This window comes from Mesorhizobium sp. P2_A8 (assembly GCF_056404935.1).
Genome location: NZ_JBFUDB010000015.1, coordinates 84,628 through 108,416 on the forward strand (window position 1 = coordinate 84,628; position 23,789 = coordinate 108,416).

Annotated in this window: 22 protein-coding genes; 9 read left to right on the forward strand and 13 right to left on the reverse strand. The window is 61.2% G+C overall.

Going from position 1 to position 23,789, the window contains the following annotated elements; genetic code table 11:
- Window positions 1-9 precede the first annotated feature (9 nt).
- From AC1D10_RS33860 to AC1D10_RS33880, 5 genes are all read right to left on the reverse strand, one after another.
- A complete protein-coding gene (locus AC1D10_RS33860; RefSeq protein WP_477279489.1) occupies window positions 10-933 on the reverse strand; it encodes an ABC transporter permease in 924 nt (307 codons plus the stop codon).
- A gap of 82 nt (window positions 934-1,015) precedes the next feature.
- Window positions 1,016-2,551: a sugar ABC transporter ATP-binding protein gene (locus AC1D10_RS33865; RefSeq protein ID WP_477279432.1), complete on the reverse strand. Its 1,536-nt coding sequence runs from the start codon at window positions 2,549-2,551 to the stop codon at window positions 1,016-1,018.
- A gap of 97 nt (window positions 2,552-2,648) precedes the next feature.
- Window positions 2,649-3,680: a substrate-binding domain-containing protein gene (locus tag AC1D10_RS33870; protein ID WP_477279434.1), complete on the reverse strand. Its 1,032-nt coding sequence runs from the start codon at window positions 3,678-3,680 to the stop codon at window positions 2,649-2,651.
- A gap of 379 nt (window positions 3,681-4,059) precedes the next feature.
- Window positions 4,060-4,947, reverse strand: a complete 888-nt coding sequence (locus AC1D10_RS33875) for an ATP-dependent DNA ligase (RefSeq protein ID WP_477279436.1) — start codon at window positions 4,945-4,947, stop codon at window positions 4,060-4,062.
- Window positions 4,948-5,247: 300 nt separating this feature from the next.
- Window positions 5,248-6,390 carry a helix-turn-helix domain-containing protein gene (locus tag AC1D10_RS33880; RefSeq protein ID WP_477279438.1) on the reverse strand — a complete coding sequence of 381 codons (1,143 nt, stop codon included), beginning with the start codon at window positions 6,388-6,390 and terminating at the stop codon, window positions 5,248-5,250.
- 305 nt (window positions 6,391-6,695) lie between these two features.
- Here AC1D10_RS33880 and AC1D10_RS33885 point away from each other — a divergent pair, with 305 nt between their 5' ends.
- A complete protein-coding gene (locus tag AC1D10_RS33885) occupies window positions 6,696-6,998 on the forward strand; it encodes a hypothetical protein (RefSeq protein WP_477279440.1) in 303 nt (100 codons plus the stop codon).
- A 116-nt stretch (window positions 6,999-7,114) separates the two neighbouring features.
- A complete protein-coding gene (locus AC1D10_RS33890) occupies window positions 7,115-7,345 on the forward strand; it encodes a hypothetical protein (protein ID WP_477279442.1) in 231 nt (76 codons plus the stop codon).
- A 95-nt stretch (window positions 7,346-7,440) separates the two neighbouring features.
- On the opposite strand, the gene AC1D10_RS33895 is transcribed toward AC1D10_RS33890, so the two are convergent.
- From AC1D10_RS33895 to AC1D10_RS33925, 7 genes are all read right to left on the reverse strand, one after another.
- The gene (locus tag AC1D10_RS33895) at window positions 7,441-7,779 is read right to left on the reverse strand and encodes a slr1659 superfamily regulator (RefSeq protein ID WP_379092880.1); all 339 of its coding nucleotides are present in this window, start codon (window positions 7,777-7,779) and stop codon (window positions 7,441-7,443) included.
- A gap of 18 nt (window positions 7,780-7,797) precedes the next feature.
- Complete coding sequence (locus AC1D10_RS33900) at window positions 7,798-8,358, reverse strand: slr1658 superfamily regulator (protein WP_477279445.1); 561 nt, start codon at window positions 8,356-8,358, stop codon at window positions 7,798-7,800.
- Between the two features lie 3 nt (window positions 8,359-8,361).
- A complete protein-coding gene (locus tag AC1D10_RS33905; protein ID WP_477279447.1) occupies window positions 8,362-10,728 on the reverse strand; it encodes a SpoIIE family protein phosphatase in 2,367 nt (788 codons plus the stop codon).
- Window positions 10,725-11,858, reverse strand: coding sequence for a methyltransferase domain-containing protein (locus tag AC1D10_RS33910; protein ID WP_477279449.1), 1,134 nt, complete (start codon window positions 11,856-11,858; stop codon window positions 10,725-10,727). The genes AC1D10_RS33905 and AC1D10_RS33910 overlap by 4 nt, the downstream gene beginning before the upstream one ends.
- A 41-nt stretch (window positions 11,859-11,899) precedes the next feature.
- Window positions 11,900-12,424 (reverse strand): ubiquinone biosynthesis methyltransferase UbiE, encoded by a 525-nt coding sequence (locus AC1D10_RS33915; protein ID WP_477279451.1) that lies wholly within the window; start codon window positions 12,422-12,424, stop codon window positions 11,900-11,902.
- A gap of 59 nt (window positions 12,425-12,483) precedes the next feature.
- The gene (locus AC1D10_RS33920; RefSeq protein WP_477279491.1) at window positions 12,484-14,193 is read right to left on the reverse strand and encodes a putative bifunctional diguanylate cyclase/phosphodiesterase; all 1,710 of its coding nucleotides are present in this window, start codon (window positions 14,191-14,193) and stop codon (window positions 12,484-12,486) included.
- A gap of 290 nt (window positions 14,194-14,483) precedes the next feature.
- Window positions 14,484-15,284, reverse strand: coding sequence for an IclR family transcriptional regulator (locus AC1D10_RS33925; protein WP_477279453.1), 801 nt, complete (start codon window positions 15,282-15,284; stop codon window positions 14,484-14,486).
- Window positions 15,285-15,577: 293 nt separating this feature from the next.
- On the opposite strand from AC1D10_RS33925, the gene AC1D10_RS33930 reads away from it, so the two are divergent.
- Genes AC1D10_RS33930 through AC1D10_RS33945 form a run of 4 tightly spaced genes read left to right on the forward strand, consistent with a single transcriptional unit; the run spans window position 15,578 to window position 20,036 of the window.
- Complete coding sequence (locus AC1D10_RS33930; RefSeq protein WP_477279493.1) at window positions 15,578-16,579, forward strand: substrate-binding domain-containing protein; 1,002 nt, start codon at window positions 15,578-15,580, stop codon at window positions 16,577-16,579.
- A gap of 27 nt (window positions 16,580-16,606) precedes the next feature.
- Window positions 16,607-18,106, forward strand: a complete 1,500-nt coding sequence (locus AC1D10_RS33935) for a sugar ABC transporter ATP-binding protein (protein ID WP_477279455.1) — start codon at window positions 16,607-16,609, stop codon at window positions 18,104-18,106.
- A complete protein-coding gene (locus AC1D10_RS33940) occupies window positions 18,103-19,068 on the forward strand; it encodes an ABC transporter permease (RefSeq protein WP_477279457.1) in 966 nt (321 codons plus the stop codon). The genes AC1D10_RS33935 and AC1D10_RS33940 overlap by 4 nt, the downstream gene beginning before the upstream one ends.
- The gene (locus AC1D10_RS33945) at window positions 19,065-20,036 is read left to right on the forward strand and encodes an ABC transporter permease (protein ID WP_477279459.1); all 972 of its coding nucleotides are present in this window, start codon (window positions 19,065-19,067) and stop codon (window positions 20,034-20,036) included. Before AC1D10_RS33940 ends, AC1D10_RS33945 begins: the two co-directional genes overlap by 4 nt.
- Here the strand turns inward: AC1D10_RS33945 and AC1D10_RS33950 are convergent.
- Window positions 20,010-20,951, reverse strand: a complete 942-nt coding sequence (locus tag AC1D10_RS33950; RefSeq protein ID WP_477279461.1) for an amidohydrolase family protein — start codon at window positions 20,949-20,951, stop codon at window positions 20,010-20,012. The genes AC1D10_RS33945 and AC1D10_RS33950 overlap by 27 nt on opposite strands.
- A gap of 77 nt (window positions 20,952-21,028) precedes the next feature.
- Here AC1D10_RS33950 and AC1D10_RS33955 point away from each other — a divergent pair, with 77 nt between their 5' ends.
- Genes AC1D10_RS33955 through AC1D10_RS33965 form a run of 3 tightly spaced genes read left to right on the forward strand, consistent with a single transcriptional unit; the run spans window position 21,029 to window position 23,761 of the window.
- Complete coding sequence (locus AC1D10_RS33955; protein ID WP_477279463.1) at window positions 21,029-22,354, forward strand: alanine racemase; 1,326 nt, start codon at window positions 21,029-21,031, stop codon at window positions 22,352-22,354.
- A 48-nt stretch (window positions 22,355-22,402) separates the two neighbouring features.
- A complete protein-coding gene (locus tag AC1D10_RS33960) occupies window positions 22,403-22,747 on the forward strand; it encodes a RidA family protein (protein WP_477279465.1) in 345 nt (114 codons plus the stop codon).
- A gap of 3 nt (window positions 22,748-22,750) precedes the next feature.
- Window positions 22,751-23,761 (forward strand): succinylglutamate desuccinylase/aspartoacylase family protein, encoded by a 1,011-nt coding sequence (locus tag AC1D10_RS33965; RefSeq protein WP_477279467.1) that lies wholly within the window; start codon window positions 22,751-22,753, stop codon window positions 23,759-23,761.
- Window positions 23,762-23,789: the final 28 nt, after the last annotated feature.

Genomic DNA, 23,789 nt, shown 5'->3' on the forward strand with positions numbered 1-23,789 from the left:
CCTTGGAGTTCAGGACTTCTTGCGGTGCAGGAAGTGATCGATCGATACGGCTGCGAGCAGGATGCATCCCTTGATCATATCCTGCCAATAGACGGAGATATCGAGCAGGATGAGCGAGCTCGTCACCACCGAGAGCAGTGCCATGCCGAGGATCGCCCCGAAGATGGTGCCCGAGCCGCCATTGAGCGAGGCGCCGCCGATGACGGCCGCGGCGATGATGTTGAGTTCCATGCCGGCGCCGAAGGTCGGTGTTGCCGCGCCAAAGCGCGCCATGTAGATGACGCCAGCCAGCCCGGCGAGGGTTGAGCACAGCACCGTGACCCAGAATTTTACCTGCTTGGTCCTGATGCCGGAAAACTGCGCGGCCTTCTCGTTGGAGCCGGTGTAGAACACCTTTCGGAAAGCCGTGGCGCGGCGCAGCAGGAAGTCGAAGATCGCCACCACGACGACGAAGATCAGAATGACATAAGGGATGTTGTTGAAACTGCCCTGGCCGATGGCCTTGAAAGCCGGCGGCAGGGTGAACAACGACAGCGGCGTGCCTTTGGTGACCACCAGGCACATGCCGCGCACGATGACCATGGCCGCAAGCGACGTGATGAAGTGATTGAGCCCTATCACCGTGACGAAGAAGCCCATCGCCGCGCCGATCAGCGCGCTGACGCCCATGCCGATCAGGCTTGCCGTCCACGGGTCGAGCCCTGCGAGGAACAGCGCACCGGAGACCACCATGGAGAAACACACGACCGAGCCGACCGAAAGGTCGATGCCGCCGACGATGAGCAGGATGGTCATGCCGACGACGACGATACCCTCGATGGAAAAACTCATCAGCATGGCGCGGAAATTGCCCCATGTCAGGAAGTGCGGCGAGGCAAAGCTCATGGCAATGCACAGCGCCAGGATGATGACGATCAGCCCGGCCTCGCGCATCGATGCGAGCTGAGCAAAATTGATACGCCGCACGTCGCCGGCGGCCCCGATCTCGGCATTCACGAGCACTTCTCCTGATTCCCTAGATGACATTCTCGGCCTGCCTTTGGTTTGAACTGTCCTGGACGCCCGAGGCGAGCATGATGATGGCCTCCTCGCCGAGCTCGCTGGCAGCGAGTTCTCCGGCGATCCTGCCTTCGCGCACCACCATGACGCGGTCGCAGAGGCCGATCAGTTCCGGCAATTCCGACGAGATGACGACGACGCCGACGCCGCTGCCGGCAAGCTGGCGCAGCAAGCGGTGGATCTCGACCTTGGCGCCGACATCGATGCCACGCGTTGGCTCATCCATGATGATGACCTTGGGATCGATGGACAGCTGCTTGGCGATGGCGACCTTCTGCTGGTTGCCGCCGCTCAGCGTCGAGACGGCAGCCTCGATGCCAGCCATGCGCACGCCAAGCCTGCCGGTCAGTTCTCGCGCCTGACGATCCTCGGCCTTGCGGTCGAGCAGGCCGAGCGGTCCGGTCACCCTGCCGAGGTCGAGCGCGGAGATGTTTGCTGCAATCGGCAAATCGAGGAAGACACCGGAGCCTTTGCGGTCCTCCGAGAGGTAGAGCAGCCCAGCCTTGACCGCATCGCCGTAGCCGCGCAGCCGCAACTGCTTTCCGTCAAGCGCGACGGTTCCTGACGTCATTGGCCTCAGGCCGCAGATCGTTTGCGCGATCTCGCTGCGGCCGGCGCCGATCAGGCCGCCTATGCCGAGAATTTCACCGGCGCGAAGCTGCAGATCGACATCGGCGAAACGGCGGTCGTCGGAAAGTCCCTCGACCGACAGGATCAGGTGTCCCGGCTCTTTCGGTGCCAGCTTGTCGGGGTAGAGTTGGGTGATTTCGCGGCCCACCATCTTGCGCACGATGTCGTCCGGCGAGACGGCGGCGATCGGGTCGGTCGCCACGTAGCAGCCGTCGCGGAAGACCGTAACGCGATCGCACAGCGAGAAGATTTCGGCCATGCGGTGGCTGATATAGACAACCGAAATGCCGCGCTCCCTGAGCCCGCGCACGATCGAGAACAGGCGCTTCGCCTCGCCTTCGGTCAGCGCCGCGGTCGGCTCATCGAGCATGAGCACCTTGCAGTCGAGCGTCAGCGCCTTGGCGATCTCGACGAGCTGCTGATTGGAAATGGAGAGGTCTGCGACCCTGGTGCGCACCGGAATCGGCGCGAGCAGGTTCATGACCTTCTGGGCATCGGCGTAGAGCTTCTGGAAATTCATCAACGGCGCGCGCCGGCTGTTTATCGCGGCCATGTAGATGTTTTCGGCGACGGTCGCGTCCTGACAAAGCGCGATCTCCTGATGGACAAGCGCAACGCCCAGACGTTGGGCGGTCGCGGGCGAGTGGATCGAGACTGCCTGGCCGTCGATCAGGATGTCGCCCTCGTCGGGCTGCAGCACGCCCGCGATCATGTTCATCAGCGTCGACTTGCCGGCGCCGTTCTCGCCACACAGCGCATGGATTTCGCCGCGCCTCAGCTCGAACTGTACGTCGCTCAACGCCTTGACCGGGCCAAACGCCTTGGAGAGGCCGCGGATTTCAAGAATGGGCGCCTGGATCACGCCATGCTCCTGCGATGGGCGCTTGCGGGGAGGAAGGAGGCCGAAGCCTCCTTCCGGTTTGGTGCGACCTTCGGAGGTCGCGAAGAGAGGACGAGATTTATTCCTCGATGCCCTTGGTGCCGCGACGCTTGAGATACTTGTCCCAGTAGAAGTCGTCGGCATTGTCCTTGGAGACGATGGAGAACCCATTGTCGACGAAGGGGACGCTCATCGGGTTGAAGCCCGAACGCTTGGCATCGTTCATCGGGTCGATCAGGTCGGGATGCTTGGCCAGCCACAACAGCATGAAGCCCATATAGCCTTGCATGCCCTGGTTGGGATTGACCGATCCGAAGATCTCGCCGGCCTTGATCATGTCGAGGATCTTGGCGTTGACGTCGGCGAGCATCACTCGGATCTTGCCGCCGCCTTCCTTGGCAGCCTGGGCAGCACCGATGGCCGAATTGGCTTCCGGCATGAACACGGCGCCGAGGTCGGGATGCGCCTGGGCCAGGCTCAGAACGGCCTGATACGCCTTGGTCGGATCCTGGTTCGAGGCGGCGCGGCCGACAAGTTTCATGTCAGGCCATTTGGCTTCCATGCGCGCGACGAAAGCGTTGACGCGCTTGTCGTGGTTGTCCTGGCCGGGGTTCTCCAGCACGGCATATTCGCCCTTGCCATCCATCGCCTTGGCAACGGCGTCGGCGGCATAGGTGCCCTCGGCATTGTTGTCGGAGGTGATGTAGGAGACACGCTTAGAATTGGGCGAGTCGGCGGCGAAGGTCACCACCGCGGTGCCTTGTTCGATGGCGCGATTGATAGGCTCGATAAACGGATCGGAGTTCATCGGATGCACCAGTATGCCGGCCGGCTTCTGGGCCAGCGCCTGGTCGAAGGTAGCGATCTGCTTGTTGACGTCGTATTCGGGCGTACCGGTATAGGCGGTCTCGCAACCGAACTGCTGGCCGGCCTGCTTGAACATTTCATAGACCGGGAACCAGTATTCGACGCCCGAGACCATGACGTTCATGACATATTTTTCACCCGGCTCGCATTTAAACGGGTTGGGGGTTTCGGCAAGCGCCTGAGCCGAACCCAAACAGGTCGACGCAGCCGCCGCGATTGCGAGCGTGCTCAGAAATTTGCGCAAGTTTCCTCCCTTGGCCGAAGCCATCCTCAATGACGTCGCGGGCGCCCACGGCGCGTCGCTATGTGGTTTGATTGACGTCGGACTTCCTCCCGAAAGCCGACGATCCGGAGATTACAGGCTCCTCGCCGATAGTCAATAAAATTCATATAGTGAAATATATTTCATGAAATTGACGTGAGAGATAACGGGGTCTGTTTCTGCCTCCGGCACAAGCGACGGCGCTCCGAGCTCCACCTGGGAACCTGAGAGCTTGCCGGTTTCCGCAATTGTGATTGGTTGCTGAAATCATACGGGAAGCGGCAGGATCGCGATTTGACGCCAAGGCGGGTATCAGCGTTTACCAGTCTCGTGGCGGGCACTACTGCGGCCCGCCGCACGATTAGTCTTCCCGCACATCGTTCAGCGTCGCATGGCGAAGGGGGCCTTCGCCCTTGAGATAGCGGACACGGCCAACAAGCCCCGGCTCCACCCATTGCGCCCCAGGTTTCTTGACGCCCTTCGGCGGCGGGCCGGCCATCTTTTCGACCCGCTGCCACAGCCGGTCACGAATTGACGGGTTCAAGTCGATGACAGCGCTGCCGACATACCGTCTTTCGCCGTCAAGCGTGGCCATCAGGGCCATTGGAGCCGTACCAGGCTCGCAAACGACGCCCAGCAAATCGAAATCGGCTTCCTCGAAATATTTGGCCTTCAGCCATGTTGTTGACGGTCCGCTCCTGTAGCGGCTGTCGGCGCGCTTCGAGATAATGCCCTCAAGCCCCATCTTCTCGATGGCGCGGAAGATCGCTAGCGCATCGCCCTCGAAATGCTCGCTGTACTGGATCTTGCCGACGCCAGGCTCAATCAGCTGCCACAGCGCCTGCTTGCGCTGCAGCAGGGGCAAAGGGGCAAGATTGCGACCGTCGAGATGGAGGATGTCGAACGCGACGAACACCAGCCGGCTCGGCTCGTTCCAGATCGCGGCTTCCAACGCAGGAAAATCGGCAGCGCCCCGATCGTCGGTTACAATGACCTCGCCGTCGAGGATGGCAGCTCTGCATGGCAGTTCGACTGCCAGCGCGATGGGCCAGTATTTTGTCGTCCAGTCATGGCCGTTCTTGCCGTAAAGACGCACGCCGCCTTGATCGATGATGATCTGCGTCCGGTAGCCGTCGAACTTGACCTCGTGAACCCATCCCGCATCTTCGGGCGGTTGCTCCACCATAGTCGGGATCTGCGGCGGAATGAACTCCAGCCGGCCGCCGCTGACCTTGGCACGCTTACTCAAGACGAACACCTTTGACCGCGTAGCGGGAGGCGTGATCGGCACAGGCAGCTCGACGCCGCGCTATTTGGACGCCTGCCGCCTGTGCCGAGCCCCCGCCAGACCATCGTGAACATCTACGCACGAGGCCGGAATGTCGTTACCTTCGCATCCAGATACTTCTCCTGGCGTACATTTCTCGCTGTCGGCGCGGCGCTCTCGTGTCCCCAACTGGCCTAAGCCATTTCAGGTTGCCGCCGGCCCATGCAGTCCCGACGCGCGAGTGGCGGCACTGCCCGACTCAACGACCCGCCGATCCCGTACTCAGCTTCCCAGCGCTTTGAGCCAACCTTCAAAGGAAGGGGCCTTCGCGTGTTCAGCAGGCGAAACGGAGTGGGCGGGGCGCGGAAACACCACCGTGCTGCGGCCTTCGCGGGGGCTGTAACCAAATTCCTTGCTGAATGCTCGGCTAAAGTTGGCCGCTGAACTGAACCCGAAAGCCTCAGCAATTTCAACAATTCGCCGGCTGTCCCCCGGATCGCTAAGCGCAATATGGGCTGCCAGGAGTCGGCGACTCTGTATGTAGTGGAGAACACCACCGCTTGGTTCGAACAGCTGATAGAGACGAGAGCGCGAGACGCCAAGCGCCCGGCACATTGAATCCGGTGTCAGACGAGCCGCATCCAGATTGTGGTGCACGTATCGACGTGCTCGCTCCATCAGTGCGACACTCGCCAATTGCTCTGCTGCGGCAGCATGTTCCGCCGGAGGCCCGAGGCAGGCGATGATCATGCTGCGTGTTGCGTGTACGATGCGGGGCAGATCGTCGCCGGTCAGGCTGCCCAGTCTTGCTTCTATGCTATTGACGTAGCCGACCATCAGGTTGGCAAAGTTGCCGGACAGAATTGAATTGTTCTTTGCGTCGAGGGTTGCCGTCGCATCAGCGAACAAATCACGCGGCAAATAGAGAAGGATACTTTCAGATTCCGTTGCCCTCCCGCGAAACGGGTAGCCAAGCGATCTGATCTCCAACTTGCCCGGCTGGCTTTCTGCAACACGGCGATCGACCTCCGTCCATGACTGGCCAGTATGTGGCAAGACGATATTCCAATGGTCGATCGAACTGGACCGAAGCTTCGCGGCAGAACGCACATAACTATGTGCCGCTGCGCGCTGTTGAGCGATCAGCATGCCACCGAGGTTCCAAACCGTGTGGTCGGCGGGAAAGCCATCGTCTGGCGATTTGTCATCTGGCAACTTGACCTCGACAAGCGGGGCCATATGCGCCTGCCAGGCGGCGAATTGATCCTCTGGTGGCAGTTCGAGCGTTGAAAAGGACAAAGGTTCGAGCGCCGGCACGAGCGGCGGAGCAGCCTCATTGTGAGGTTGACCGTCGCGCGGCCAACGACGTCGATCACCGTCGGGCGACTGCCTCGCAGGGGCCTTGTGTTGCCTTTTAGCGTCCATCGCGTGGTGCCATATCCGATTCCGGTATGCCCATGCCCCTCGCAATCATGTGGTGTATCTCAGGCATCTGGCAAGGCTTCGAGACTGTTATCTACTGCCCAATTGAATCAAGCCGTTCGGTGAACAGGCAGCCGCAACCCTTGTTGACGGCAATGGAACTGGAGTCGACAGATCTGGCGATCACGCTGAATTACAGCAAGAAATGCATTCCGCGATAAGTTTCTGGATGCGAAGATAACGACACTCTTCAGCTTGGTGCTTATAGAATCTCGCATTGTGAAAGCGTAGTTGAGGAGACCTCCGAAATGAACGCAAAGCTCAACAGCGAATCTCGTCGCAAGATAATTCTTGATGGATACGTTAACAACGAACCATTGAAGGATATTGCGGCCAAGATAGGTTGCTCACTGGCGAGTTTAAAGGTCAGCGCCAGTAAACTCGGCTGCACTCGAACCCCGAAGGAAGCGGCCGAGTTTCGGCGCGGCTTTCGCATCCCGGAACATAAACGGCAAGATTACTACCAATTGATGATCGCTGGACAGTATAAAGCTCGCGAGTGTGCGCAAATTTTGGGACTATTAGCAGTGCAATCATCAGGAACAGAGTAAGCGGACTACAATAGACCCAGCGCGATATTATCACTTAGCATTCCATGGCCTCGGTAGTTCCTCAGTAAAAAGCCCGCCGCAAAGCACGGGCGGCGGGCCCTGAAAGGTTCGCGCAGATGCTGCGTCGGCGCTTCAATCGCACCTGCCTCAGTCCTCACGATCTGGATATCTGCGAACGCGTGTTCGATCAGGTCTGCGCGGATGAACAGCTCGACCCTTTGGACCCGGACACCGAAATTTTGGCGGTGATGGTTGTGGCCATGTTTCGAAATGCTCACACCAGCGAATGCGAACTGTTGGAGGCGGTCAGGTCTCGTCGGCAAAAGCTCGCGGGAACCGCGCACTGACGCGCTTGTCTCATCCCGGTCTTGCAATCATGCCGGCGTTGTCTGAGCCATGCCCTGACTTCGGCGACCTGCTTTGTTGCCTTCGCAGCCAACTGTCAGGTCAAAAAAAGCTCCACGGCGGGATGCAATTTCTTGAGATTTGGCAGCGATTTCGACTGCCACGGTATTTCGGAAGTTCCGCGCACAATTAGTTGGACATTGGAATGCTTGCGGGCTTCTATTGTGAATTTCGCCAGGAGGTTGATGCCGGACGAGTTGAGAAACTCAAGGTCTGTTAAATTGAGCGTGACGGAAGCAGGTGTCGATGAAAGAACGTCGATCATCAAAGATAAAATGGGTGCATAGGCTTCGACGCTGGCCAATCGCATGACGCCATCGAAATAAATATCGCTCTCCTCAGTCCACACGCGATAGTGTTCTGTTGCTATTTCCATGTTGAGACTTCATTTCACTTAGCTATGAGTTTGCGGGACCGGAATTGAAGCATATGTTTCCAGCCAAATACGATCACTTTCGTCGGTCGGGCTGAAGGTCCAGGCCAGACGTGCACCATAATCGCTCATCAACGTTAGCAACCCAAGACCGGAGCGGGTCGTCTCAGGGTCTGCCGCATTCGCTTCGATCCACCGGATCAAGAGCTCGCCCGGATCGCCTACGGTGATCTCCGAAAGGAGATTCTGAAACTCCACGGCTGTCTCGCCGTCGACGACGTTCGAAACCTTGACCTTGAAATTCCCCGAATCAATCGACGATTCGATCATGATCTCGCCCGGCACACGAAACTTGACAGCGTTTTCAATGAGTTCATTAACCAAATAACCGATGCAGTGTCGTACTTCCCTGTAATCGTTGCGAGAAGACTGAAATCGCAACGCGAAAAGGTCGGCGATGAAGTCCGAGGTGGTAGCACAATGATGCCAACTCAGGTCGAGTGGACCATCGAACAAACGCACCCGACTGATACTCTCTCTCATGCCGATTGCAAGGTCGGCTGGTCCGAAAAGCGTAGCCATTTCCTACCGATGCCTCATGACGATAAGGGTGATATCGTCATGGATCTTCTGGGTTCCAATATGGACCATGAGATCTTCGACAATTCCGGCTTTCAGCTTCTCGGCGCAACCGCCGTAATGTTGGCGCACGCTTTCGCAAAGGCGATCAAGACCGAACAGCCTTCCTTCCAGGTCTTCCGCCTCGGTGACGCCGTCGGTGTGGAGCACGATCACGTCGCCGCTGCTGAACGGAATGTCGTGCGTCTCGATAAACGGCAAGATGTCGAGTTCGAGACCGACCGGTAAGCCCAGATCGAGCGTATCGATGCGCTCGACTTGCCCGTCCGCGCGAATGACGAGGACCTCCTCATGCTGGCCTGACAAAGTCACATGTTCATCTTCATAGTCGAGGAAGGCCAGCGAGAGATGCTTGTCAGTGTTCGTCCGTTCTATGTTCTTGTAAATCGCACGGTTTAGCCGATCCAGGAACTGGCGTGGATTGTCCTCACCGGTCTCTTGCAGCGCGCGCGCAACGGATTGGACCATCAACATTAGGACGCCGCTCTCAAGGCCGTGGCCGGTCACGTCACCGATCCCGATTTTGACACGGGGCCCGTCTTGCAGGACATCGTAGTAGTCGCCGCCGACCTCGTCGGCCGGCCGCATATAGGCTGCGATCTCAAGGCCAGGGATTGCTTCGAGCTCGCGAGCCCTCGGCAAAACCATCAACTGGATCTGGCGCGCAACCGCGAGTTCGGCGCCGAGGCGAACGTTCTCGCTTTGAAGTTTGTCATTGAGTGCGGAGATCTCCTGGCTCGCGTCTTCAAGCTCCCTGGTGCGTTCGTCGACGAGTTGCTCAAGGTTTTCGGTGTGAAAGCTGATTTGTTCTGCCATCCCGTTGAACGCGGCGCCCGCCTCTCCAACTTCATCGCGCGTCGGAATGTTCACCCGGACCGAATAGTCTTTCGCCTGAAGGCGCCTTGCGGCGCCGGCAAGCGCACTGAGGCCGGCGGTGATCCGCTTTGAAATCCGGAAGACGACAGCCAAGACGATTAGAAGCGAAACGATGATCGCGCCTATCTGGTACAGCAGGATACGGTTGGTTGCGCGAGAAATGCTCTCCTGGGCCGCGAACAGTGACGCATAGATCTCTCGTTCCGGAACAACGATTCCGACCGACATTGCTTCGCGTTCTATTGGTCCCGAACTCCACAGATTCGTCGGATGCAGTGTCTTGAGAACAACAATGTAAGGAACGCTCTCGCCGTGTTGGTCGATGGCGATATGCTGAATGACGCCGTCATTGTCCTGTCCGAGAGGCAACGAGGCGATTGCCCGTTGCGTACTTTTCCGCAGGGATCGTTCGAGACCGGTGACGCCTTGGGCAACCTTGTCGTTCGATGAAATCAGGCCAATAATCGTCTCGCCGGCCGGTTTGATCGCCACCACGTTGCCGTTCGACATCGTCAGGAAGCCGAAGCCGGTTTGCGCTATCTTCACGCTCTCGACGATCTCGGCGAGTTGATCAAGGGTAATGTCGGCTCCCGCAATACCGGCGATGTCGGTCCGATCCCGCGTCCACAGCGGGTGGAAGAAGCTGACGATGAGCTTGCCGGTGATCGCATCGGTGTAGGGCGCGGTCTGGGTGATATCGTCGGCAATCGGACGCGAGGCCGGATCCCTGGTCCATTGCCGCCAGGACGCGTAGATCCCGGGAAAGAAAAACTCCCAGAAGTCTGCCTTGTTGTGGCCGGGATAGAGCCGATCGAAGGTCTGGGCCTGATCACTATAGGGTGCCGTCCTGAAGATTGGTCGCTCCTTTGGGCCGATATAGTACATCTGCAGCTTGGACGACCCGCTGGCCAGGAGGCTCGGCGCAACGAGATCCAGTACAGCGCTGTTGTCAATTTCCCGCTCGACGGCGGGAAGAGGACGGTGGTCAGCGCCGAGCAGGTAGCCCCACACGCTCACAACGGACGGCCCCCCACGAAGGTTCTGCGCCCATCCGCCTTTGGCGTCGTAAATCGTCGTCACGGAGCCAGGCGCCTCATGCGCCAAGGTCTCTCCGACTTGCTTCTGTCTCGTTGGATCGTCGATCTGGGCCTGCAGGACGCCGGCTAGCACCTTGACGTCTGCATGCACGCGGTCCAGCAGAAGGTCCACCCGTGACGCTGTCGAATCGGCATAAGAGCGGATGTATTCCTGGTTCGCGTTTGTCAGACCTTCGCCGACCTCTGACGTGGCATCCCGCGACAACCTTTGAACGTTCCAAAGTGCCAGGCCGCCGCTTACCAGGAGGTCAAACAGAACTGCGCCACCCACGACCAGCATGAATTTCGCCCGAAAGGAGCGTAGGCCGAAGCGTGGTGTCCGCTCATCACCGGTGTTCATGGTTGCTTTCGTCCAGATGCGACCCAGATCGGCCAACCCGCATAGCCCTTCGGATGGAGTGCCGCGAAAACATGATCTCTGAAGCCCTGACGGAACCGCCTGATGAACTCTGGAGTGTCGCCGCGTTTGACCGCCATCTGTCCCGCGTAGACGTTCTCCCAAGCCGCAATGACATCCGCGAAGTCCTGCGGATCGCCGTCGAGGTTGGTAACAGTGAAAGACTCTACACGTACGTCTGCGAATCCCGCTTCCGTCAGATACCGTCGGCTCTTGGGTCCAAGCTCGACGTCCATATCGAAATACTTGAACAGTTTTGCGACCTCGTTGTAGGTCCACTGAATACTTTCACCGCGCGGCTCCCCGAGGCAGTGCGAGTTCTTCTCGTTGGTGATGTAGACGCGCCCACCCGGTTTGCATATCCGATAAAGTTCCTTGAGAATGAGCTCCGGCCGATTGAAGATCTGGAGCGAGTGTCGGCACGTGACGAGGTCGAACTGATCGTCCTCAAGCAGCATTTCTGACGCATCGCCATAGATGTATTCAATCCCTCGGATATCGAAATCCGCGGCCACGCTTCGCGCATAGGCGAGACTTGATCTGGAGTGGTCCAGGGCGACGATCCGCGACGGCTGGAACTCCTTTTGCACGAGTGCGGCGAAATCGCCGATTCCGCAACAGATGTCGGCCATCGTGATGCCGGGCTGCATACCGTGCCGCGGCAAGATCGCGCGTTCGTGGCGCCAAGTTATCCTCGTCTGCGTGCGGAGGATCGGAATGAATTCGCCTTCTTCTAGGAAGCTCTGACCCGGATAGAACTCGCTGTCATATTCCTCGACCCTAATGTTCGGTCCAATTCCGCACAAGCGACCGAACTTGCGAGTCGTCCATCCGACGACACTTGACGTGATGATCACGAATTTGAGGTCAGGTCGAGCGCGACAGGAGTCGATGATCACCCGCGCGAAGGCGTGGAACGCAGTGTTGTTCATTTGCGTGAGGCGCCTGATGTTTATGTAGAGAACGCCGCGTACTCGGCCGATGGACTCCTTCAGCAGGGCGATGCTGGGCGCAAGCTCGTCGATCGCCTGAGGCCGAACCACCCCCGAGATGGAGAACTCCTGATTGTTCATGTCGTATTGCGCTTTGAAACGCGGGAACAAGCCGTACGGGGTCAATTTGCCTGGCCCTCGATGGGGAGGTCCACCACAAGCGTAATAGCACCAGCGTTGGCTTCTTTGCCGAGCCGCAGTGTGGCGTTATAATCGATAGCCAGTTCAAAGAGCACCACTTCCGGGCTCGGCGCGAGGTCCTCGGAAAGCGAGTTGCGGTATCGCTCCCGAGCCTCGGGGGCTCCGACCCGCAATAAGGCGTCCTTGTAAAATTGTCGCTCGTCGGGCGTGCAGGGGAATATCAATTCAACCCTATCCGTCTTGCCATGACGAGACACCCTGCACACGAAGCCGCCGGCGGGATGTCGCGTACGGAAGGTAACCTCCAGCAATTCATTGAGCGCCGAAGAGAAGAGATTTGAATGCAGCACCGAGTCAGTTCGGTTGTGGCTGATCACGCGCGCCAAGTAAGTCGCTATGTGATCGCAATGGAACCAAGCCGAGAGGAATGCTTTGATTTCCATATCGATCTGGATCATGGGCTCGAAGGCCGCTTCGGCAACGACACTCTGCGAAGCAACATTCATGGGCTTTTCCTCGCTTACTTCCATTTTGCACGGACCGGGTCTTACAAAACACGTCCGCCTTAGTCGCCGCTCGAACCCAGTCTCGCGCCAACGTCGCGGCCTTGGTTCTGGAGGCTGGACCGTCCGATCTCGTCCTCCCACGCCAGGACCGGTTCCAGCGGCGTCCGCCTGATGAAATCAAGCGTCGCCTCGCCCCCCATCGGCCGCCCAAGAAAATGGCCCTGGAGACGATCGCAGTCGTGCTCGATCAGCCACTGTGCCTGTCCCCGCGTCTCGACTCCCTCGGCGGTGACGCTTATTCCCAGACCGTGTGCCAAGCCGATGATGGATTGCACGATCGTCTGACTTTTCCAATCTGTCTCCAGCTCATCAATGAAGTACTGGTCTATCTTTAAACTATCGAAGGGGAAGTTCTTCAGATAACCCAATGACGAGTAGTGGGTACCGAAGTCGTCGAGTGAGATCCTTATCCCCAAGACGTTCAGAGTATTGAGCGTATCGAGGTTGTCGGTGGTCTGCTCGAGAAGGACGGTCTCAGTTATCTCGAGCTCGAGCCGCTCGGCTCGGATTCCCACGCTATCGACGATCTGGGCAACCGTGTCCGTGAGCGAGCCGCTCAGGAACTGCACCGGCGACAGATTCACGGCGACTGTTAGGGCGGAAGGCCACGTCGTGGCCTGGCGGCAGGCTTCCTCAAGTACCCACCGTCCAATCTCGTCCATAAGGCCGTCAGCTTCAGCGATCGGGATGAACACGCTCGGAGGAATGATTCCGATTTCGGGGTGACGCCACCGCACAAGTGCTTCGAAGCCCACCACTGACGAGTGTGGGCGAACGAGCGGCTGATATTCGAGATAGAGTTCGCCCCTTTCCAGCGCCGTTCGCAAGCTGCGCCTTAGATTCTCGCGCTGTTCCAGCAGGAGCGCCATCGAACGGTTAAAAATTCGGGCGCAGCCGCGCCCATCTCTCTTGGCCGCGTAGAGAGCGATGTCCGCGGCCTTCATCAACTGCTCGCTCTCCGTCCCGTGCTCCGGTCCGAATGCGACACCAATGCTCGCGCCGACGAAGACGGGGATGCCGTTGATGATGAACGGCGCCTTGAGTGCGTCGATCAACGACCCGGCGAGGAGCGCGGCATCAGCAGGCTGTTGCTTTCCCGACTGGATGACGGCGAACTCGTCTCCGGCATACCGGTACGCGGATTCACCGTCTTGCAGCGCGTCCCGGATCCGGTTTGCCGCGAGTTGGAGCAAGGTATCGCCGGCCCCATGGCCGAGGGTGTCATTCACAGCTTTGAAGTCATCGAGGTCGATCTGCAGGAGGGCGGCCTTTTCCTTTGATCCGTCGACTTTTGACAAAACCTGTTGCAGATCCTCGCTAAACCGCCGCCGGTTCTGCAGGCCGGTCAACACGTCGTGCGTCGCCCGATGCAGAAGTGTCACACGCTCTGCCTCCTCCGCAGCGGACCGTCCAGTGTAATCCGCTGCTATGGATTCGCTGATTCCGATCCCATCCGCCGCGCGGAATACGAATGCGGACCTGGGCGCCTCGCCGCCCGACGGGGGCAGGTCGACGCTTCTCTGAGCGCCGCCGCTGAGCACACGATCAAGCTCATGGCGAAGCTTGGAATCAAGAAAGCCAGGATAGACGTCCCAGACCCTGGCGCCGGCTTTCACCGCGCGGCCGTGGACACTTTTCAACTTTGCCGCGTAGTGTGTCAGGCGAAAGTTGCTGTCATAGAAAGACACTAAGTCAGTCGTGCTCGCCAAAAAATCAGCGAGACGTAATTCGCTCGCAGAAGAAAGATAGTTCGAGGAAAGCTGTTCCCCGTTCTCTTCCAGCACTTTGGAACGTGAGAACCAACTCCATAGGCGCGACAAGTCCGCATCTCCTTGGCGCTATCGTGCGATAAGATAGCACAAACTTGGGAGCGGTTGCAAACCTCATGGTCTATCCTAATCGGATTGCGGCCCTTTCCGACGCCGCGCGTCCAACCTGGCGCGCTTGCTCGCCTAGCGTCTGCCGGCTTTGGCGGAATCAGACGCCTGACGATCGATCTTCAGCCTCCTGCGAGCGACAACCCTCGGGCGCGCTCGCGCAGAAGCGCAAGCAGTTCGTTGCGCCGCGGCTCCGGCGTGTCGACAGGCAGCACGAAGCACAAGGTCCTGTTGATGGCGCCGTGGCCATCTTGGATGGGCGCTGCCATGCACCAGGTGAAGCGGTCGGCCAGGGCGGCGGTCTCGCTGAAACCCTGCCGATGCGCCAGGGCGACATCGGCAAAGAACTCGGCGGGTGAAATGATGCGGCCGTCGGGAAGCTTGTAGTCGCCGGGCGGAATGAAGTTCTTCAGTTCCTGCTCGCTCATATGGCCGAGCAGCAGCCGCCCGGACGCCGTCCACGGGATCGGGACCTCGACGCCAACATCGCTTGAAATCCGGAACGGGCCGGGCGAGTCGCGGCAATCGAGGACGACGTATTTGTTGCCGCGCAGACCGCATAGCTGGACGGTTTCGCCGGTCTCCGCGGCCAGCCTGTCCAGGGTTTCGATGATGCGCCGGTAGTGGGCGTTGTGATGCGAGTAGGCCCAGCCGAACAGATGCATCGCCCGCCCGAAATAGACGTAGCCTTCCGTGCCGACGTTCTCGAGCATTTCGGCTTCAAGTAGGCTGTTGACGATTTCGTAGGTGGTTGAACGCGGCGCGCCAATCATTTTGGCCATGTCGCCGACGCGCATCGGCGCACGGTGGCGCAACAGGGCTTCAAGCAGCGTGATGACGCGATCGATGCCGCGGCGGCGTTCGCCATTGCGCGGTTCTGCGCCGGCTTCCTTTTCGATCACATCAGTATCGCCGTCGCTCATGTCAGCCGCATCCATCCAAAAATCAGTTCGGTCCTCGTCTCAAGACGCTTGAAAGATGTCAAGGCGCGGTCTAGCATCCATTTTGTCCGATATACAGACACATTGTCTGAAATACCAGACAAACTAACGAGCCTGACGCAGAAAGTCCCGACGAGAACAGACGGTTTCCGAGGCTCGGCAACCGGTGGGTTTCTTCGTCCCGATGCCGCACGTCGAGGCCACAACCTCAGAAGGGAACAGTCATGATGAAATCGTCGTTCTTTACATCCGCCAGCGCCCTTTGCCTCGGTCTCATGCTGAGCCTGGGCGCCGGTTCTCAGGCCAGCGCCGCCGCAAACTGCATCAAGGGCGACCGCAAGGCGCCGTACACGATCGGCTGGGCCAATATCTATTCCGTGCCGACCTGGATGAAGCAGACGCAAGGTACGATCGAAGCCGAAGTCGAAACCCTGAAGAAGCAAGGGCTGGTCGACAAGCTCGTCGTGACCGACGCTCAGGGCGACGCCAATGTCCAGATCCAGCAGATCCAGTCGATGATCGACTCCGACGTCGACGCCATCATCCTGATTGCCGGTTCGTCGACCGCGCCGGCACGCGTGCTGGCCGACGCCTGCGCCAAGGGCATCGCCATCATCAACTTCGACAGCCTCGTCGATACCGACAAGGTCACCGCCAAGGTCAACACCGATTCCTCCCAGTGGGGCGACCAGGCGGCCAAGTTCCTGATCGACGCCATCGGCGGCAAGGGCAAGATCCTCATCCTCAACGGCCCTGCCGGCGTTTCGGTCAGCGATGACAGGCGCAAAGGCGCCGACGCCGAGCTCAAGTCCCATCCCGACGTGACGGTCCTTGCCGAGACCAACACGCCCTACAACGTCGCGCCGGCCCAGGAAGCCGTCACCAGCCTGCTCTTCGCCAACCCCGAGATCGACGGCATCCTGTCGCTTGGCGGCGCCCTGTCTGCCGGTGCCGTACTCGCCCTCGACAAGCAGGGCCGCAACCAGGTGCCGATCACTGGCGAGAACGCCCGTCAGTTCCTCGAACTGTGGAAGGAAAAGGGCCTGAAGAGCTGGGCTACCATGCAGCCGAACTGGCTCGGCGCCTTCGCCACCTACACCGCCGTCCAGGCGCTGGAAGGCAAGGACGTGCCGGCTTTCGTCAAGATCCCGCTACCGGTAATCGACAATTCCAACATCGACGAATACCTCGCCCGGGCCAAGGATTTCCCGGCTGACGGTTACATCTATTCGCCTTACGATGAAGAGCTGTTCAAGAAGTTGCTGGCTCAGAAATAAGCCTGAAGGGTTGTAGCATTGACAACCATGGCTCCGCTCCTCGCGGCGCGGGGGGTGTCGAAGTCCTTCTTCGGCAACCCCGTCCTGCGCGACGTTTCCATCGCTCTCCAGCCGGGCCGCGTGCATGCGCTGCTCGGCGAGAACGGCGCGGGAAAGTCGACGCTGATCAACCTCTTGTCTGGCGCCTTGCGCCCGGACGGCGGCACCATCGAGGTCGATGGACGCGCGGTTTCGCGCATGACCCCTGCCCATGCGCGGCAGGCCGGGATTGCCGTCGTCCAGCAGGAACTCAGCCTGACGGCCAGTCTCTCCATCGCCGAAAACATCGGCCTCGGCGCCTATCCCAAGCGGTTCGGCCTGATCGACTACAACGAGCTTGCCGCGCGGGCGCGGGCGGCGTGCGATCTTGTCGGGCTGCACGAGCCGCTGTCGACCCCGGTCGGACATCTTTCGCTCGGCCGCCGGCAGATGGTGGAGATCGCCAAGGCGCTCTACCGCAACCCGCGCGTGCTCATTCTCGACGAGCCGACATCGTCGTTGTCGGCAACTGAAACAAAAATCCTGACCGATCTGCTGGAGCGGCTGCGGGGCGAGGGCATCGCCATTCTCTACATCTCGCACCGGCTGAACGAAGTCATGACGCTGTGCCAGCATGTCACCGTGCTGAAGGACGGCACCTGCACGGCCGACCGCAGCCTGGTAGGAACCGATGCCGCCGGGCTGGTTCGGCTGATGGTCGGCCGCGACCCCGGTGACCTTTTTCCCCAATGGCAGCCTTCGGCATCACCCACCAACGCCATCTCTGTTCGAAATTTTTCGGCCGGCCTGATGCGCGGCGTCGATCTGGATATCAAGACGGGCGAGGTGCTCGGGATCGGCGGCCTGGTCGGGCAAGGGCAGGAAGATCTGCTGCTCGGCCTCTACGGCGCCATTCCGGCACGGACGGCATCGGCGACCGTCAATGGCGCCGCCGGCCTGCCGGGCGGCGTGCCGAAAGCCAACACGGCTGGCCTCGCCTATGTGCCGGCCGACCGCAAGCGTGAAGGCCTGCACCTGATCCATCCCATCATCACCAACATGATGCTGCCCGCCTTCGCCAGGCTGCCGGCGCTAAAGCTCCGCAGCCGCCGCGCCGAGCGCGAGACGGCAAGAGGCCTTGCCGCCCAGCTCGGTATCAAGGGCGATCTCGCCCGGGTGGCGCAGGCCCTCTCGGGAGGCAACCAACAGAAAGTGGCGCTGGCGAAATGGATGCCGCACGACCCGCTCGTGCTTCTCCTCAACGATCCGACACGCGGCGTCGATGTCGAAACCAAACGTGAAATCTACATGATGCTTCGCAACTTCGCCGCCGCCGGCAAGGCGGTCTTGCTTCTCAGTTCCGATACGCCCGAACTGGTGCATCTCTGCGACCGCGTCGCCGTGGTTCGCGAAGGCCGCATCGTCGCCTTGCTCGAGCGTGGGGCACTAAGCGAAGAAACCATCGTTTCGGCCGCGATGGGCGCGGAACAGCAGAAGGTCGCGGCATGAACACACCTCTTTCCGCAACGCAGGCAGGCGTGCTCTACTGGCCGGTGCAATTGCGCCGCAATGTCGGCGTGCGCAGCCTGTTCGCCGTCGTCCTGGTGTTTCTCGTCGCCTATGGCGTCCTTTTCCCAGGCCTCTTCACGGCATCCGGCTTCGCCAAATTCACCCAGAGCTGGTTTCCGCTGGCGCTGGTCGCCATGGCGCAGGCGATCCTGATGCTCACCGGCGGCATCAGCCTGGCCATCGGCGCCACCGTCAGCCTGGGCGCGGTCATCGCCGCGACGACGATGGCCGGGCCACTGGGCGTCGCCGGCGGTACCGCCGTAGTGGCGCTGACCGGCCTCGGCATTGGTGCTGCGACCGGCTTCATCGTGGTGAGGCTTCGCCTGCCGGCGATCGTGGTGACGCTCGCCGGGTCCTTCATTATCGGCGGCGCGGCACTGCTCATCCTGCCGAGGCCTGGCGGCGCCATTCCCGCGTGGCTGTCCGACCTGCTTGCCGGCGACACGCCTGCGGCATTCGTGCTCCTGGTGCTCATCGTTGCCCTGTGGAAGATCTACCTCGCCACGCCGCTTGGCTTGAGCCTCTATGCCGCAGGCGAGAATCCGGTCGGCGCCTATCGCTCCGGAGTGCCCGTCGATGGCGCGCGCATCGCTGCCTACGCAATCAGCGGTCTGCTTTCCACCGGTGCCGGCCTGTTCGTCGCCGCGCAGACCGGTTCGGGCGACCCGGTGATCGGCACAGCCTTCACGCTGAACTCGATTGCCGCCGCGGTGCTCGGCGGCATCGGCTTCCTCGGCGGCCAGGGCACGATGCGCGGCGCGCTTGCCGGCAGCCTGCTGCTCAGCCTGATGATCAGCGTCATGTTCTTCCTCGGCTTCACGCCGGTCGCCCAGTATGTCGCCCAGGGCCTCATCATCATCGGGGCGGTCGCCATCCCGCAATTCCGCAAGGTGCAGCAATGACAGCATGGAAAGAAAGCGCGGGCGGCAAACGTGCCTTGACGGTCCTGCGCAGCCGGCCATTCCTCACCGTTGCCATCGTTGCCGCAGTCTGGATCGTGGCGAGCTTCGCGTCACGCGGCTTCGGCGCCTACGGCCATCTGCGCTACCTGATCGAGCTCGGCGCCGTCATCGGCCTGGTTGCCGCGGGCCAGACCTTCGTGGTGATCGCCGGCGGCATCGACCTTTCGGTCGCGGCGATCGTTACGGTCAGCGCCGTCAGCCTGCCGCTGCTGTCATGGCAGGCGGATGCAACCGGCCTCACCGCCATCCTCGCCGTTCTCTTGTTGACGACGGCAATCGGTCTGGTCAACGGGCTGGGGGTGGCCCTGCTGCGCGTCCACCCGATGATCATGACTCTGGCCATGGCGACCTTCTTGCAGGGCCTGCTGATCATTATCGCCGGCGGCAGCGCGGTGACTGCCGAGAACCCGCTGGTCCACTGGCTCGGCAATGCGCGGCCGGCCGGTATTCCGGCCGGCGTGCTTTTGTGGGTGGCTGTATCCGTGATCGTGCTGACCACGATGCATGCCACGTCGCTCGGTGCCCGGATCTTCGCCATGGGCGCCAATCCGCTCGCCGCTGCCCTGTCCGGGGTCCCGGTCACGTCCACGACGCTCGCCGTCTACGGCATCAGCGGTTTCTGTTCGGGGCTTGCGGGCGTGCTGGTCCTCGGCATGAACGGACAGGGTTATGTCGGGATCGGCGATCCGTACCTGCTCGCCTCGATTGCCGCCGTGGTGCTTGGCGGCACCTCGATCCTCGGCGGGCTCGGCACCTATGCCGGTACCATTCCAGGCGCCGTCCTTCTGGTCACCATCACTGCGCTGATCACCGTCGTCAATGCGTCGCCCGGCTGGCGCAGCATCCTGTTCGGCTCGCTGATCCTGGGTCTGCTGCTTCTCTCAGGCCGGGAGCAGGCGCGCCGATGATACATCGTCCAGCCGGTAGATGCTTCTGGCGTTGCCGAAGAACAGCGCCGTCTGCTCGTCCGCGGAAAAGTTCCCCGCAATGGTTTTGAAACTGTCGTATATGTCATCGAACGACGCATGCAGGCCGGCGACCGGGAAGTCGCTGCCAAACATGGCGCGGTCGCTGCCGAAGCAGTCGATGCAATGCAGGACGACCGGCCGCAGGCTGTCGAGCGTCCAGTGATGATCATAGGCAACCAGGTCCGAAATCTTGATGGCGACGTTCTGGTGTTGCGCCAGGGCGCGCAGCCCCTCGCGCCAGAGCCGCATTCCGTCCGCATCGCGGTGGATCGGGCTGCCGCAATGGTTGAGGACGAATTGCTGGCTCGGAAAGGCCGCCGCAAGGCGGGTGGCATCGCCGAACTGGCGCGGGAACACCATCATGTCGAAGGCGAGCCGGTGATGGCGAAGCAAGGCAAGGCCGGCGCGCCATGCCGGCTCGTCCATGATGCCGTCGCGGGCGGCGAAACGCCTGGCGGGATCAGGGTCCCAGCTCAATATGTCGCGCACGCCAACGGCGCGATCGAAGGCGGCTTGCGCCTCGATCAGTGCAGCCGCCCCGGGACTTGCCAGTGGCACGTGGACGACATAGCGGGCCGCCACGCCTTGCGACTTGTCGAGTGTCTCCAACCATCGCGTCTCGCCGACGCTGTCATTGCTCGCCCAGCCGGCTTCGACATGCACGGTGGCAACGACATTGTGCCTGACGGCGTCGCGCGCATAATCCTCGGGCAGATAGTTACGCCTCAGCGGACCAAGCTCGCCCAGTCCGCCGCGCTCGCCGGCCGTGGCGGCGAGCCAGGGATGCCGGCCGAGGCCGAGATCCCAAAGATGATGGTGGGCGTCGATGATCGGTCCGGAGTAGGGTTCTGGCACGCGTGCCTCTCATGCTGTGACCGGCCATCAGTATCAATTCCGGCCTGGTTCTGCGACGGCGAAAGGGTTAGCATCGGATGACTGAAAACTCACCAGTCCCGCCGCTTGGCGTGCGCGAAAATTTTCGGCTCGACGACCGCATCCGCGGCGTGCCTCCCGGCACAATCGGGCTGGACAGCAGCCTTGTCGCAGCCGAGCGCTGGCATCCAGCCGGTGGACGCATGTCGTTGCCGGTGTTGACCCTTGACGAGGCGGCCTTCGCCGCCAACCGTGACCTGTTCCTGCGCTACGCGCGCGAACAGGGCGTTGCCGTCGCGCCGCATGCCAAGACGCCGATGGCGCCCGACCTCGCCCGCTCGCTGGTCGAGGCCGGAGCCTGGGGCACGACGGTCGCCGATATTCGGCAGGCCACGGTGATGCTCAAGGCCGGTCTTTCCCGCTTGATCATCGCCAACGAGGTTGGCGGCAGCGGCGGTGCAAGCCGCCTGGCAACGCTCGCTGGTGCCTGGCCGAATGCCGAGCTTTTCGTGTTTGCCGACTCGGTCGATGCCGTCAATGCACTGGCCGGAGCCTGGCGTGCCAATGCGGCGCTCGCTCCCTTGCGCGTACTGGTAGAACTGGGCGCGGGCAGGGCGGGCGCCCGCACCACCGCGCAAGCCGAGGCCATCGCCGATGCGATCGCGGCGGCCGATGGGCGGCTGCTGATCGCCGGCGTCGCGACCTATGAAGGTGCTGCGGCGCAACCCGAGCCCGGCCGCACCGACGCGGTGATATCAGAGCTGCTGGCGATGATGTCGGACATGTTCCTGCGGCTGCGCGCGCGCCTTGGCGGCGAGGCGCCGCTGGTCGTCACGGCCGGCGGTTCGGTCTTCTTCGACAAGGTTGTCGCCGCGCTGTCACCCGACATTTCGCGCGACGGCAACGCGACGCTGGTGCTGCGCAGCGGCGCCATCTTCTTCCATGATCATGGCACCTACGACCGTTCGCTTGGCGCGCTCGATGCCCGCCGGGGTTTTGCCGTAGGCGGTGTCGAAGCGTCGGCACGACATTCGTTCCATCCGGCGTTGCGCCTGTGGGCCGAAGTGCTGTCGCGGCCGGAGCCCGGCCTCGTCATCTGCGGCATGGGCATGCGCGACGTGTCGTTCGATCAGGGCTTTCCAACGCCGCTAACGACCTTCCGCGCTGGCAAGCCGCTGCCTGCGCCGGCCGTGCGCGCCAAGGTGGTCAAACTCAACGACCAGCATGCCTTCCTGTCTGTTGCAGAAAGCGACGATATCGCTGTCGGCGACGTCGTCGAGTTCGGCATTTCGCACCCCTGCACCTGCCTCGATCGTTACCGCGTGATCTTTGGCGTCGATGTGGCGGGGTACGTCCGCCACGCCTTTCCCACCTATTTTGGCTGACCAGATGTTGCTTCGGCCACCAGGAAGAGAACCTCGAAAGGATCCGATATGATCAAGTACTTCCAGTCCGGCTCACGTATGTCACAGGCAGTCGTCTATGGCGGCCTCGTCCATATAGCGGGCCAGGTGGCCAATGACCGCAAGGCCGGCATCGAGAGCCAGACCAGCGACGTGCTGGCCAAGGTCGAGGCGCTGCTGGTCGAAGTCGGCAGCAGCAAGTCCAAGCTTGTGGCGGTCAACATCTTCCTGCCGCAGATCGGCGATTTCGAGGCCATGAACAGCGTCTACGATGCCTGGGTGGATCCACAGCGCCTGCCGGCGCGCGCCTGCGTCGAAGCGCGCCTCGCAGATCCCGATCTGCGCATCGAAATCACCGCGGTCGCGGCGGTCTAAGCCATGCACACAGGCCTTAGTCATACGCTCGATTTCGACCGGGACGGCAAGATGCTCAGCCATCTAAGCATTCCGGTCTCGATCGACCGCTCGCCCTACTTCCAGGTCAAGGTGCCGATCTGCCTCATCCGCAACGGCGAGGGCCCATCGCTGCTGCTGATGGCCGGGAACCACGGCGACGAATATGAGGGCGAACTGTCGCTGGCCAAGCTGATGCGCCGGCTCGACCCCAGGCAGATCAAAGGCCGCATCACCATCCTGCCGATGGCCAATGTACCGGCGGTGATGGCCGCCAAACGCTGCTCGCCGCTCGATGGCGGCAATCTCAACCGCGCTTTCCCGGGCGACCCCTCGGGTACGCCGACAAGCCGGCTGGCGGATTTTCTGGAGAGGGACCTGTTCCCTCGCCATGACGTCGTCTTCGACATCCATTCGGGCGGCACCTCAATGGAACATCTGCCGACCGCACTTGTCGAGCGCAACATCGATCCCGACCGCCACAGTCGCGGGTTGGAGTTGATGCGGACGTTCGGCATGCCTTACGGGTTCGTGGCCGACAATGGTCAGACCTCGCCGACTTCCATGGGTGCGGCGCGGCGTGCCGGCGCTATCGGCGTCAGCGGCGAGTTCGGTGGCGGCGGCACCGCCACGGTCGATACGATGGCGATCACGGCTCGTGCGCTCGACAGTCTGATGACAGCACTTGGCGTGGTCGACGCGCCGGTTCTCGGGCCGGCGTCAAAATCTCCGGCGCCGACACAGTTGCTTTCGCTGTCGCGGCACAGCCAGGGTCTCTATGCCACAAGGCGCGGCTGGTTCGAGCCTGCGGTCACGCTGGGCGACAGCGTCAACGCTGGACAATTGGCCGGCTGGTATCACGACCTCGAACGGCTTGATGTTACGGAAGAAGCGCTGCATTTCGCCGAAAGCGGCATCGTGCTGTCGCGCCGGCTGCACACGATGTGCGAGGCGGGCGACTGCCTCATGCAGGTCGCCGAGCCGATCGAGGGCTGACAATAATGCCATCTCCGGCCATGCGTCG

Bases quoted from the DNA above. Each gene is read 5' to 3' on its own strand.
- AC1D10_RS33890 (WP_477279442.1), top strand. From the start codon at position 7,115: ATGCTGCGTCGGCGCTTCAATCGCACCTGCCTCAGTCCTCACGATCTG.
- AC1D10_RS33910 (WP_477279449.1), bottom strand. From the start codon at position 11,858: ATGAACAATCAGGAGTTCTCCATCTCGGGGGTGGTTCGGCCTCAGGCG.
- AC1D10_RS33955 (WP_477279463.1), top strand. From the start codon at position 21,029: ATGACTGAAAACTCACCAGTCCCGCCGCTTGGCGTGCGCGAAAATTTT.
- AC1D10_RS33945 (WP_477279459.1), top strand. From the start codon at position 19,065: ATGACAGCATGGAAAGAAAGCGCGGGCGGCAAACGTGCCTTGACGGTC.
- AC1D10_RS33930 (WP_477279493.1), top strand. From the start codon at position 15,578: ATGCTGAGCCTGGGCGCCGGTTCTCAGGCCAGCGCCGCCGCAAACTGC.
- AC1D10_RS33885 (WP_477279440.1), top strand. From the start codon at position 6,696: ATGAACGCAAAGCTCAACAGCGAATCTCGTCGCAAGATAATTCTTGAT.
- AC1D10_RS33860 (WP_477279489.1), bottom strand. From the start codon at position 933: ATGCGCGAGGCCGGGCTGATCGTCATCATCCTGGCGCTGTGCATTGCC.
- AC1D10_RS33935 (WP_477279455.1), top strand. From the start codon at position 16,607: ATGGCTCCGCTCCTCGCGGCGCGGGGGGTGTCGAAGTCCTTCTTCGGC.
- AC1D10_RS33900 (WP_477279445.1), bottom strand. From the start codon at position 8,358: ATGGCTACGCTTTTCGGACCAGCCGACCTTGCAATCGGCATGAGAGAG.
- AC1D10_RS33960 (WP_477279465.1), top strand. From the start codon at position 22,403: ATGATCAAGTACTTCCAGTCCGGCTCACGTATGTCACAGGCAGTCGTC.
- AC1D10_RS33965 (WP_477279467.1), top strand. From the start codon at position 22,751: ATGCACACAGGCCTTAGTCATACGCTCGATTTCGACCGGGACGGCAAG.
- AC1D10_RS33880 (WP_477279438.1), bottom strand. From the start codon at position 6,390: ATGGACGCTAAAAGGCAACACAAGGCCCCTGCGAGGCAGTCGCCCGAC.
- AC1D10_RS33940 (WP_477279457.1), top strand. From the start codon at position 18,103: ATGAACACACCTCTTTCCGCAACGCAGGCAGGCGTGCTCTACTGGCCG.
- AC1D10_RS33915 (WP_477279451.1), bottom strand. From the start codon at position 12,424: ATGAATGTTGCTTCGCAGAGTGTCGTTGCCGAAGCGGCCTTCGAGCCC.
- AC1D10_RS33905 (WP_477279447.1), bottom strand. From the start codon at position 10,728: ATGAACACCGGTGATGAGCGGACACCACGCTTCGGCCTACGCTCCTTT.
- AC1D10_RS33925 (WP_477279453.1), bottom strand. From the start codon at position 15,284: ATGAGCGACGGCGATACTGATGTGATCGAAAAGGAAGCCGGCGCAGAA.
- AC1D10_RS33895 (WP_379092880.1), bottom strand. From the start codon at position 7,779: ATGGAAATAGCAACAGAACACTATCGCGTGTGGACTGAGGAGAGCGAT.